Here is an 11516-nt window from a genome sequence, read left to right as displayed (position 1 = left end):
GAAGGTGGTGATTCCGAGGCCGGGTGACTGGTCGGCGGCCATGGATTGGGCGATGAAGGCGGTCGCGCCTGCTGCTGCGGGGTTGGCGGTGGCGGCGAGGGTGTTGGTGGCTCCGGTTTCGGGGCCGTTGGCGGCAGGGCCGTGGGTGGCGGTGCCACCGATGCCGTCGAAGGCGTGGCCCGGGGTGAGCGTGGCGAGGTCGATCTTGGGGGCCGGCAGAGCGGCGGGTGCCGCGGGGGCCTGGGCGGCCGCGTAGACCGGGTGGTAGGGGTGCGAGGGTGAGGGGCGGTGGGGGTGAGAGGTGTCGCAGCTGCTGTATCCGAACTCGACCGAGAAGCCACCGAAGCCCGGGATGACGGAGCCTCCGGAGCCGCTGGACGGCATGTGATCAATGTGCAATTCGTTGTGCAGCCAGTTGAATCCGTCGCTCACGCCGTTCTGTATCTGCTGCCACAGGCCGGGGCTGGGAGCGGGCGCCGGGCTGCTGCCCAGGTTGTGATCGACGGTCTGCGCTCCGTGGGGCGCCATGCCCTGCCACGTGTCGTACGGCACTACCGGAGTCGGTGCCACAGGGGGCGCTGGGATCGCCGGGGTCTGGGGCACGGGATCGGAGGCGAGTTCTGCTCCGCCTCCCCCGCCACCCCCGCCAGAGTCACAGGCGCTGTGGCCGCTGGGGTCGGCAAGGGAGAGGGGATCGTCGTCCGCGTAGGCGTAGAGGTTGCCACTGGTCGCGGAGGTGGGGTTGAGGGGCGCGGTGTCCCGGCTGGTGAAGTCGGCGGTGGAGGGGTCGTACCAGCGGCTGGCGGTGTTGACCTGGCCGGTGGTGGGGTCGGTCCAGCCGCCTTGGTAGCCAAGGTGGTTGGTGGTTCCGGTGGTGCCGGTGGGCTTGCCCCAGGGGTCGTAGGAGTTGGAGCCGGCCAGGGCGGTGCCGGTGGGGGTGAAGGTGCCGACGAGGTTGCCGTGGCGGTCGGTGTAGGCCAGGGCGGAGGTGTTGCCGGTGCCGATGCTGACGAGTCCGCCGCCGGGGGTGCGGGTGTAGGACTCGGTGCCGTCGGAGGTGGGGTTGTCGGTGGTGTCGTCGTAGCTGAAGGTGTGTCCGGCGGTGCCGGTCAGGCGGCCGAGGGCGTCGTAGGTGTAGGTCTGGCTGCCCTGGGTGGCCAGTTCGTCGAACGCGTCGTAGGTGGCCGCGGTGGTGCTCACGCCGGTGATGGCGGCGGAGCGGGTGCCTCGGGCGGTGTAGGTGTAGTTGGTGCTGCCGGCGGTGGTGAGCTGATTGCGCTGGTTGTAGGTGGCCGTGGTGGCGCCGGACTGGGTGAGGTTGCCGTTGGCGTCGTAGCTGTAGCCCGTGGTGGTGCTGCCGTTGTTCCAGCCGGCGAGCCGGCCGGCCTGGTCGTAGCTGTATGTGTTGCTGGGGGCGCCGGCCAGGCCGGTGGTGGTCTGGGTCTTGAGGCGGCCGGCGGCGTCGTAGCCATAGGCGAGGGAGGCTTCGGTGCCGGTCGGCGTGGTGAGGGTGTCGGCGGTGAGGTTGTGCTGGCCGTCATAGGTGAAGGAACGGGTGGTGCCGTTGCCGTAGTTGACGGACTGAGGGAGACCTGACGGGTAGTAGGCGTAGGTCAGCGAGACGCCGGTCAGGGGGTCGGCCAGGGTCTTGAGGCGGCCGGCGGCGTCGTAGCCATAAGTGCTGGTGCCGTTGGCATCGGTACGGCCGGCGAGGTTGCCGTCCTGGTCGTACGTCATGCTCGCGGTGCCGAGCGGTCCGCTGGAGGTCCACAGGCCGCCGCGGTCCTCATAGGTGTAGGACTGCGTCCCGCCAGGAGTGGAGACGGAGGTGATGCGCCCGTCGAGGTCGTACCCCAGGGTGCGGGTGGGTGTGGGGGCCTCGCCGCCGGTACCGCTCTGGCTGAGGACGTGCCCTGCCGCGTCGTAGGTGCGAGCGATCTTCACGCCGCCCGGTTCGGTGACCGTGGTGGGCAGACTCTCGGCGTCGTAGGCGGTGGTGTAGGTGCGGTCGGCGACGTTGGGGTAGGCCGCGGTTGCCGGCTCGACAACCGATTCCGGCAGGCCGCGGCTGTTGTAGGTGGTGTAGGTGTCGTTGCCGTTGCCGTCGTGGTAGTCGGTGCGGTGCCCGTCGGCGTCGTAGCCGAACGTGGTGGTGACGCTGTGGGTGGCGTCGATCGGCTCGGTCTGGGCGATCGGGCGATCGAGCGCGTCGAATGCAGCGGTGCTGGTGTTGCCGTCGGCATCGGTGACGGAGACGGGGTTGCCGTTGGCGTCGTAGTGGACGGCGGTGCTGGACACCGTTGCACCGGTGGCGTCGAGATTCGCGCCGGCGATGGCGCGGCCGGCGGAGTCGTAGGTGGTCGTGACGGCGCGGCCGGTGCCGCCGGGGGTATCGGCGGGCTCGGTGATCTTGACGGGCGCGCCGGTCAAGTCGTAGCGCGTGGTGGTGGTGTTGCCGAGCGGGTCGGTGGCACTGGTCTGCGCGCCCGACGCGTCGTAGATCGACGTGCCGAGCTCGTGGTTGGGCGTGTAGGTGCCGGTTCGGTTGCCGGCGTCGTCGTAGGCGAAGGCGCCGGTGTAGAGCGCGGGCGCGGAGGCCCCGGTGTGACTGGTCTGGCGGACCTGCTGGCTGAGGGTGACGGCGCGGCCGAGGTCGTCGTAGGTGGAGAGGGTCTCGGCGCCGAGGGGGTCGGTCGTGGTCTGCTTCTCGCCGTTGAGGTCGTAGGTGTAGAGCCACTTGGGGGTGGTCCCGGCGACGGCCGGCAGGTCGGTCTCCACGACGTTCCCGAGTTGGTCGTACGTGGTGGTGGTGATGTTGCCCTTGGGGTCGGTGACCTTTGCGGGCCGGCCGAGGCTGTCGTAGTCGGTCTGTGTGACGGCAGTGAACGTCGAGGCGCCGTCAGGTGTGGTGTAGCTGCTGGCGGCACTGGCGAGGTGTTCGCCGGTGCTGTCGAAGCTGTGGGTGTTGGTGGTGATGTTGCCGAGCGGGTCCTTGGCTTCGGTGGGCTCGCCGAAGGTGTTGTAGCCGGTGCGGGTTTCCGCTGCGGCGGCGGGGAGGGTGACTGGCTGGCCGGTAGTCGTGTTGAAGGTGGTGGTGGGGGTGGGTGGGGTGTCTGTGATGGCGGCTTGGCCGGCCGGGTCGTGGAAGTAGGTGGTGGTGTAGGCGGTGGGGATGGCACCGGTGACGTTGCCGTTGGGGCTGACGGTGGTCAGTGGCAGGCCGCGTTGGTCGTAGGTGTGGGTGGTGACGGAGTTCTGCGGGGTGTTGACGACGGTCTCGGTGAGGGCGTCGCCCGCGGTGTCGTAGGTGCTGTCGGTTTCGCGGGTGGTGGTGCCGTCGGTGAGCTTGCTGGTGAGGACGTCACCGGCGGCGTTGTAGGTGCTGGTGGTGATGCGGTTGAGGCCGCCGGGGTCGAGTGTGGTGGAGGTGGCGCGGCCGGCCGGGTCGTAGGTGTTGACGACGGTGGTTTTGCCGCCGCCGGTGACGCGCTGGGTGAGTTGGCCTGCGGCGTCGTAGGTGTTGGTCTGGAGGACGACGTTGCGGGTGGTGCCGTCGAACTGCTGCGTGGCGGGGTTGAAATTGTGGAAGCCGTCGAGGTCGAGTTCGGCGACGGTGTTGTCGTCGTTGTAGTAGGTGTGGGTGGTGCGGCCCATCGCGTCGGTGTCGGTGGCCAGGCGGCCGGCCGGGTCGTAGGCGCGTGAGTCGATTACCTGCGAGCGCGCGGCGACCGGGCTGTCGGGGTTGCCGGTGTAGTTGGTGATGGCGGTCTGCTGCAGCCACCGCTGCGGCGAGTAGGTATAGGCGTAGCTGGTGCCGGCCGGGTCGGTCTTGGTGGCGGTGTTCCCGTAACTGTCGTACGTGTAGCTGGTCTTGGCGCCGGTCACGTCGGTGGTCTGGGCGAGGCGGTCGTTGGCGGCGTTGTAGGCCCAGGTGGTGGTGCGTGGCTTGTCGCTGCCGGTGGTGTCGGCGACGGTCTGACTGGTCTCGTCACCATCGACGTCGTAGGCGGTGGTGGTCTGCCGCGTGTGAACGATGCCGGTGACCGCGTCGGTGATGGCCGGGTCGGTCTCGGTGACCGGGTTACCCCAGCCGTCCCACGTATTAATGGTCGTGGCGGTCGAAGCGGTCTGCCCCTGGCCGCAGTTGGTGCAGCTCTCGGTCTGCGAGGCTCGGCGGCCGAGCGCGTCGTAGCCGTAAGCCGTGGCGAGGCCGAGCGGGCTGGTGGTCTGGGCGGCGTTGCCCTTGGCGTCGTAGGCGTACTGGGTGGTCTGGTTGGCGGGCACGCTGCCGGCCTGTGGGTAGGCGTTCGCGTCGACCGGGTTGCTGGTGGCCAGTGGCAGGCCCGGTGGCATGGTGCCGCCGCCCGCGGCGGGTTCGGTGCCGGCGGTGTAGGTGGTGTAGGTGGTGCGGCCCTTGGGGAAGTCGGGCGTGGCCGGGGTCGTGGTCGAGGTGAGCTGGCCTGCGGCGTTGTAGGTGTAGGTGGTGCGGTAGGTGGTGTCAGCGGGCCCGTTGGAGCGGGCGTCGCTGGAGGTCAGCATCGTGTCGTTGAGGACGTTGAGCGGGTTGCCGGTATCGAGGAAGTACGTGGCGTAGCTGGTGTGGCAGCTGGCGGGGTTTTGGCAGGTGGTGCGGGAGACGGTGTTGCCGCGGGCGTCGTGGCCGGTGGTGACGGTGTGTCCGTCGGGGTCGGTGACGGTGTAGAGGTAGCCGTTGGTGTCGTAGGTGTAGCTGGTGGTGTTGCCGGTGGCGTCGGTGTAGGAGGTCAGACGGGAGGTGCGGGTGTCGTACTTGTAGGTGGTGTTGTGGTTGCCGGGGTCGGTGACGATGACGCTGGTGACAGGTAGCGGGTTGGCTCCGTTGCGCATCGCGGTGTAGTGGCCGGCGACGGTGGTGTTGCTGAGCTTGCTGGGGTAGTAGGAGACTTCGGCGATCGAGCCGTTGAAGTACTGGTTGCCGGCCTGGGGCCAGGTGTCGTTGGTGCCGGCGCCGATGTACACGTACGGGGCGCCGTTGAAGTAGATCTTCCCGGTTCCGGCGGCGGAGGTGGCGCTCTGGGTGCCGTCCAGGTACATGGTCTGGCCGCTGTCATCGCCGGCCAGGACGATCTGGTGCCAGTTGCCGTCGGTGACGGTGCGGTCGGAGGTCAGGGTGCTGCCGGTCCAGCCCATCCAGAACTGGCCGTGCACCTTGCCGTCGGTGCCCACGTACAGCGCCGGGTTCCAGTTCTGGCCGCCGGTCTGCGAGTGGGCGGCGCCGAGGGGGAAGTCCTGGTAGGAGTACAGGGTGCCGGAGGTGGTGGTCTTGAACCACAGTTCCATGCTGGCCGGGCTCTGCTTCGGCGCCGCACTGGCGGGCAGTTGCAGGACGGAGGTGCTGCCGTTGAAGGTGGCCGCGCCCTGGGTGGGGTCGCCGGAGGGGCCGGCGGTGTTGAGGGTGGTGCTGGTGTAGGTGCCGGCCGTCGGGTCGGGCAGCGCGGTGCCGAGCTCGTCGGCTGCGTAGGAGGCGCCGGACGGGTCGTCCAGGCGCCAGTAGCCGACCGGGTTGGCCTGGACGATTTGGGCGCGGGCCGCACCGGCCGCGTCGAAACCGTTACCGGGGTTGGCGGTGGTGGCGGCCTGGTACTGCGAGCTCACCGTGCCTGCCGGCAGGGCGTAGTTGTAGAGGGCGAAGTCGGCGAGGGTGCCGTTCAGGTGGCCGCTGGTGTCGGTGGGACTGCTGGGCCAGCCGCCCTGGGTGTTGCCGGCGCCGAGGTAGGCGTAGCCGGAGCCGTTGTAGGTGATGGTGCCGGTGACGGGGGCGCCGGTGGGTTTGCCGTCGAGGTAGAGCTGCTGGCTCGTGCCGTTGGCGATGAGGGTGGCCTGGTGCCAGATGTTGTCCGTGACGGTGGTGTCGGAGACGGTGGTGGTGGTGTAGGCGGTCGGCATGAACAAGCCGTGGAGCTTGTTGTCGGTGCCCACGTACAGGGCTGGGTCCCACAGATTGCCCACACCCGGCTGTCCGCCGCCGGTCTGGCCGAGGGGGTAGTTCTGGTAGCTGTAGAGGACTCCGGGTGCGGCGGTTTTGAACCAGAGGGAGACCGTGGCGGCGCCGGAGGTCTGGGGGATGGCGGTGGCGGGGAGTTGGATGGTGGAGGTGGTGCCGTTGAAGCCGGTGGCGGTCGCGGTGCCGGTGGCCCAGGGGCCGCTCTGGCCGCCGGTGGTGTTGGTGTCAGTGCCGCGGTTCTGGGCGAGGGCGGCGGAAGTGAGCAGTTCGGTGGCCTGGTTGCCGCTCGCATCGTCGAGTCGCCAGTAGCCGGTGGGGTGGGCGGAGACGATCGCCGCGTCGTAGGCGGAGGGGCGGGAGGGGGTGACGCCCTGGGCTGCGGTCTGAGTGGTCGCCTGGGCGTACAGGGAGGAGACGGTGGTGGCGGACAGGCCGTGCGGGAAGATCGCCGCGTTGGCGAGCTGCCCGTTGAAGTGCCCGAACGGCGTCGACGCGGCGCTCGGCCACTTGTCGGCGTTACCGGCCCCGAGGTAGAGGTACTGGGTGCCGTTGGCGCTGATCGTGCCGGCCAGCGGCCCGGCGCTCAACTTCCCGTCCACATAGAGGTTCTGGGTGCTGGGTCCGTCGGCGGAGAGCACCGCGAAGTGCCATTGGCCGTCGTTGACCGCGGCCGAGCTGGTCATCGGGGTGCCGGTGCCGCCGTTCCACAGCTCGGCGTGCAGCTTGCCGTCCGTGCCCACGTACAGCGCAGGGTTCCACGACGCGCTGTTGGGGGCCTGCGCGGAGCCCAGCGGGAAGCTCTGGTAGCCCATCAGCGTGCCGGTGCCCGTGGTCTTGAACCACAGCGACACGGCGGCCGGCCCTTGCGTGGGGATGCCAGTGGCCGGCAGCTGCACCGCTGACGACGCACCGTCGAAGGTCGCTGAACCGGCTGAGCCCGTCATCGGACCGGCCCCGCCCAAGGTCACATTCGTGTAGGTGCCGTTGTCGGGGGTGGGCCGCGGTATGTACACCTGGTTCGCGGCCTGCGTGCCCGACCAGTCCGACAGGCGCCAGTACCCCGACGGATCGGAGCCCACGACCTGGCCGCGGTACTCCTGCGCGGAGCCGTTCACCGACGGCAGGTTGATCTCCCACGTGCCACCGTTCGCGTCGGTGACCTGGATCGCCCGCTCGTGCCGCTGGTCGTAGGTGACATTCAGCTTCGTCTTGCCCGAGGGAAGTTTCATCCCCGACAGCTCGGGCGAGGTGGCGGCCTGCCACTGCGCGGACACCGCCGGCGCGCCCACGTTGTGGTTGTAGAACGCCACATCGGAGATCGAACCGTTGAAGTACCAGGCGTGACCGGTGTTGTCACCGAAGTTCTGGAAGGGCTCGTCCGGCCACCAACCACCCGCGAAACCGCCGCCCACGCTCTGCGCGTGCTGCCCGTTCGCGATCACCGGACCGCTCAACGTGCCCTGCGCGGCGCCGTCCAAGTACAGCGTCTGCGACGCGCCCGAGGCCGCCAGCAGCGCGAAGTGCCACTTGCCGTCGTTCACCGCACTGCCCGAGGTGATCGGGGCGGCCGCACTGCCCTGGTAGAACTCACCGTGCAACTTGCCCGAGGACCCCACGTACAGCGCCGGCGTGTAGTTCTGCCCGGTCGTGCCCGCCGGGAACGCATCCGTCTGGTACCCATACAGCACACCCGAACCGGTCGTCTTGAACCACAGACCCACCGACACGTAGCTGGAGATGTCCTGCTGGGTCGCCGGCAACACCACCGCACCCGACTGCCCGTCGAAGTTCGCCGTACACAGGTTCCCCGACCCGTTCGGGCCCATCGTGACACCCGACTTCGTGTACCACGCCGAGTCGTTGCCCTGGTTCTGCGCCATCTCGCCGTACACGATCGGCTGCCAGCAGTCGTCCAGCCGCCAATACGACGCCGGCGCCGTATCCAGCACCGCGGTACGCGTGTGGGACCCCGGCGTGTACGAGTACGTCGTGCATGCCGGCGTCGAGTTGCCCCCCGTCGGCGGACCACACACCTGGTCCAACTCATCGGGGTTCCCGGAGTTGTAGGCGTAGGTCCACACCAGTGCCGCACCCGACACCGGGTCCGTCGAAACCTGCGAGACGTGCTTGGCGTCCGACGTCCACGTGAAGTGCAGCGACCGTCCCGAGGCCGCGTCCGTCACCGTGTCCAGATGCCAGGCCGTGTAGTGCAGGTTCTGCACGTGCCCGGCCGCGTCCTTCACCGAGTTCAGCACGTACGCGTTGCCCTGCGCCGTGAACGTGTACTGCGTCCCGTTCTTCAGCAGCAGCGAATACCCGCCCGAGATCGCCGTCAGCGTCTCGTACTCACCCGGCGCCGGCGTGAACTGCGAACCGTTGGCGCCCATCCGCTCGGTGCGCCCGCTCGCGTCGGTCAGTACCACCGAGCCCGAGTCGTCCGCGTCCGGCTGCACCCGCATGTCGAACAGCGAGGTCCAGCCCGCACCGAACAGCGAACCCGACCGCGGATCCAGCGAGTTGTACGACCGCGTCACCGAAAGCGCCGGGCCGACCGCCTTCACCGATGCGTCGGTAACGGCCGTCGTGTAGTTCCCGATCTGCGGGTCGAAGGTGTGCCCCTGGCCGTCGCCGGCCGCGCCGCCCAGGTGCGAGGTGATCGGCGGCTGCTGGATCTGCGTGGTGAACGACACGAAGCCCGTCCACGGGCTGCTGGCTATCCCGTCACTGACTTGCACGTTCCAGTAGTACGTGCCACCCCACGCCAGCACGCCCGCGGGCACCGACCACGCCTGGCCGTTCTGCCACCCCGAGTCCGCGATGATCGCGTTGTTCGCATAGACCCGGAACTCGTAGGCGACACCGTTGCCCGGATAGTTGTCGGGATCGTGCCCCACTGCCGCGAGCTGCGGCGTCAGGGAGCCGAGCACCGAATTGCCCAGCGGAGTCATGGCATCGACCTGCGGCGGAACGTTGACTGCTGACACCCAGCTGCAGTTCTTGTACGGGACGCCGTAGTTGTCGTGCAGCGAGGAGGTGCCGCCGACGTAGCCGTCCCAGCACATCTGATAGCTCGCCCCTGGACGGATCGGGGGGATGGTCGCGGTGAACGTCGTCGACTGACCGGTGGCCACCGTCCCCGGCACGGGGGTGAACGGAGCCTTGCCCGCCGGCCACTGCTCGTGCCAGTTCGCGTCGAAGAAGCGCGGCAGCACCTGCATGCTGGACGGGTTCCACCAGTTCGCGCCCAGGTTGGTCAGGGTGACCTGCTGTGAGCCGGGGCTGATAGCCGTAGGGCTGACGTACGTGCTGCCCGTCGAGTAGTCGGCCGCCCAGTCGGCATAGGTGATCACCAGGTACGGCGCGTTGGGCGAGGCTGCGCTGGCGAAGATCTTCCACGCGGTGGAATCAGTGGCGGACGCGGTCAGGGCCAACCCCCAGTTCGTACCGCCGTGCGCCCAACTGTTCACCAGCTGCGAGCCCGGATCGGTCGAACTGTCGCCGAGATCGAAATCCTCCCAGTTGACCCCGCCACAGTTGTCACCCAGAGACAGCGTGTTCACACCGAGCTGCTGCCCGATGGACAGCCCCGGGTAGGTGTTGATCGAAGAGGGATCCCACTGACTGGCGATCTGGCTGACATAGAGGGAATGCGGCCCGCAGTCCCACGAATGCAGCGCATCCACCTCCAGGTGCACCTTCTCGATGAAGTCGTTCTGCAGCGCGGAGGAGACCGCCGGGAACGTCATGTAGCTGTTCGCGACATTCGTCCCGGAGTCGTACGTACCGACACGCAGGTCGGTGAGGCTCGAGTTGTTGGCCGTGAACGGACTCATCACCCAGGTGGACTGTCCCGCGCTGAGATTCGGCGCGGTCGTCGGATCCACCTTCACCGGGAACACCCGCTTGTACTACAGCCTCAGATCTTGAAGTTGTGATCGAGTCGGTTCGTTTCGTCGCCAGGCGCGGAGTCTTGCGGGGAGTGGGTCGTCGCGTCGGTCGTAGTGGCTGACAGTGGCTCTGGTCTGGTGTTCGGCACGCCACTGGTGCTGCTGGAGGTGGTAGGCATCTGCGTGGTGGGTCGTCAGGACGGTGACCGCGAGCAGTGCGGCCAAGGCGGCGACGGTGAGGCGGATCAGCGGCAGGTTCGCGTCGGGAGTGTCGGCGGCTGGCGCGGGTGGGGTCAGGCGGGTGTACTCCTGTCCCTGGTGACCTGGGCTTTTCCCGTCGTTTCCCGCTGGCTGGGGATCGGGGCTCCGGTGTCCCGGGCCGGTTCTGGTCCGACGGGATCCGGCTCCGTCGTCGGGGCGCGGTGGTGGGCACGCTGGACGGTCAGGAAGGCCAGGGCGAGCATCGAGCAGGTGACGTGGCGGTGCCAGGACGTCCACTTGCGGACCTGGTACTGGTCCAGTCCGGTGAGCTGTTTGCCCTGCTCGTTGTCCTCCTCGATCTGCCAGCGCACGCCGGCCTGGAGGATCATCTCGGCGGTCGGGGTGCCCACGGGGGCATGGGCCAGGAAGTAGGCGTACTCGTAGTCGAACCGGCCGCCACCCAGTTTCTTCTTCGCTGTGGTGCGGCGGATCAGCAGCCAGTGTTTGAAGCCCTCGGCCGGGTCCTGACCGGTGACCGCCACCTGGAACGCGGTCCAGTCGTAGTACCGCTGTCCCTTCGAGCCTTCCCCGCAGGAGCGGCGTTCCCACTGGTCGCGGGACTTGGCGTAGTGCAGGAGATGGTCTGCGCGCTTCACCGCCGGCTGGCGCGGCTTGCCCGGCGGCCCGTCCAGGGGCAGGTCCACCGCGACCGCCAGCACGTAGGGCAGCCGTGTCTGGTGGAGATACGCGCGCAGGTGCGGGTCGCGGCCGTAGCCGGAGTCGGCCACGACCCAGGAGAACAACACCCCGTCCGCCAGGGCGCGTTCCAGCATCGCGGTCGCCAGCTGGGGCTTGGTGGCGAAGGCGACCTCGTCGGGGACGCCGGCCTCGCGGCACCGCTCCCGATCCCCGGTCCAGGACTCGGGCAGGTACAGGCGCCGGTCGATGAAGGTGTGCCCCAGCGGGGAAGCGTAGGTGAGCATCACCATCACTTGGCAGTTGCGTACGTCCCCCGTCACGCCGCAGTGCTGGTGGGCCACGCCCACCGACTTGCTCCCCTTCTTCTGGGCTTGGGTGTCATCCAGGACCAGCGTGGAGCGCGGGTCACCCAACTGCCCAGCTACATAGACTCGTAGCTCGGCCAGCAGGGCCTCGGCGTCCCATGACGCCTCACCCAGGAACTTCTGGATTCGGTGCGGGGTGGCATGACCTGCGCGTTCCGAGATCGTCCAGCCGTTTTTGCGCCCCAGGCCGGACAGTAGGCCCTCGATCAGGTCCGCGAAGACCTCGCGCGGCTCCGGCCGGGCGAACAGATGCCCGAGCTCTCCCGTCAGTACCGCGAGCTCCTCAGCCCACCCCTCGACCTGTTCCTGCGTCACATCAGCCAGCATGACTACTCCAACGACAGGAACGATCAGCGGTCACATGATCTGAGGCTGTAGTAC

Annotated in this window: 2 protein-coding genes; both read right to left on the bottom strand. The window is 68.6% G+C overall.

Going from position 1 to position 11516, the window contains the following annotated elements; all coding sequences use genetic code 11:
• On the bottom strand, nucleotides 1–9816 hold a 9816-nt coding region (locus tag AC060L_RS37125), incomplete at its 3' end, for a LamG-like jellyroll fold domain-containing protein (RefSeq protein ID WP_483803408.1).
• Nucleotides 9817–10163: 347 nt separating this feature from the next.
• Nucleotides 10164–11462, bottom strand: coding sequence for an IS701 family transposase (locus AC060L_RS37120; RefSeq protein WP_483802471.1), 1299 nt, complete (start codon nucleotides 11460–11462; stop codon nucleotides 10164–10166).
• Nucleotides 11463–11516: the final 54 nt, after the last annotated feature.

The sequence above is a fragment of the Kitasatospora sp. NEAU-69 genome (genome assembly GCF_057158765.1).
This window is presented reverse-complemented; position numbering and strand designations above follow the sequence as displayed.